Raw genomic sequence first — 848 nt, 5'->3', positions numbered from 1 at the left:
GCCCTGCCGCCGCTGGGGCGGCAGGGCGTTGGTGGTGTGTGGTGTTAGCCGATGTTGGCGACGGCGCTGGCGGCGCGTTGTTGGGCGCTGGTGGCGGTTTCGTCGTTTTTGCCCATGGTGGTCTTGACGAGGTTGATGATGCTCTTGACTTCGTTGGAGGCGCGGTTCCAGCGCTGTTCAACGTGGCGGTATTCTTCGGAGACGCCGTCGGCCTGGAAGTCGGCCATGGCGGTAGCGACCTGCTGGTCGCGCTGGGCGATGAGGCCTTCGAGGCGGCCGATGATGCCTGCGATGTCGCCCTGGACGGACTGGGAAACGCCGGTGTCAAACGAAATACGGTCGGTGGTGGGCATGAGAGTTCCTCTCTAGAAAAAAGTATGTGTGGGTGTGGGGGGTCAGCGCTGGCCGGAGAAGCGTGCGCCGTCGAAGTTGGCCGAGCCCTGGGCGGAGGTGGCGTTGTCCATCGACTCCTGGTCGCCGGTCTGGAAGGCGGTGTCCATGCCGGACTGGCCCTCGACGATGCGGCCGAGCGAGGAGTTGAGGTCGGCGCTGATTTCGTCGGTGCGGCCCTTGAACTGGTCGAAGGCGGCGCGGCCGGCACCGTTGAACTTGCCCTCAAGCGGCTCAACCGAGGCGACGAGCTGCTGGACGAGGTTGCCCAGGTCGTCGTTGGAGCTTGCGGTGTTGGTGGTGAGGGTGGAGAGGGTCTGGTTGCCCATATCGAACTTCATGAGTGCACTCCCTTGAAAGTAGTGGTGGGAGTGTGTGAACCACGGCGTCAGAGCGCGTGCGGTTCCCACGCTTCCCCTTGTGCTGTCCGGGACACACGTCCCGTTATCTGACCGTTA

The 848-nt window shown here is 63.9% G+C and carries 2 protein-coding genes; both read right to left on the bottom strand.

All coding sequences use genetic code 11. From position 1 onward, the window contains the following. Positions 1–44: 44 nt before the first annotated feature. Positions 45–353: a pore-forming ESAT-6 family protein gene (locus DEHOM01_RS09595; RefSeq protein WP_016663629.1), complete on the bottom strand. Its 309-nt coding sequence runs from the start codon at positions 351–353 to the stop codon at positions 45–47. Between the two features lie 42 nt (positions 354–395). Beyond that, the gene (locus DEHOM01_RS09590; protein ID WP_061212567.1) at positions 396–731 is read right to left on the bottom strand and encodes a hypothetical protein; all 336 of its coding nucleotides are present in this window, start codon (positions 729–731) and stop codon (positions 396–398) included. Positions 732–848: the final 117 nt, after the last annotated feature.

This window comes from Dermabacter hominis NBRC 106157, assembly GCF_001570785.1.
Lineage (GTDB): Bacteria > Actinomycetota > Actinomycetes > Actinomycetales > Dermabacteraceae > Dermabacter > Dermabacter hominis.
Note: the sequence above shows the minus strand (reverse complement) of the source record. Positions and strands in the feature narration are given on the sequence as shown.

Coding starts and splice junctions, on each gene's coding strand:
- DEHOM01_RS09590 (WP_061212567.1), bottom strand. CDS start 731: ATGAAGTTCGATATGGGCAACCAGACCCTCTCCACCCTCACCACCAAC.
- DEHOM01_RS09595 (WP_016663629.1), bottom strand. CDS start 353: ATGCCCACCACCGACCGTATTTCGTTTGACACCGGCGTTTCCCAGTCC.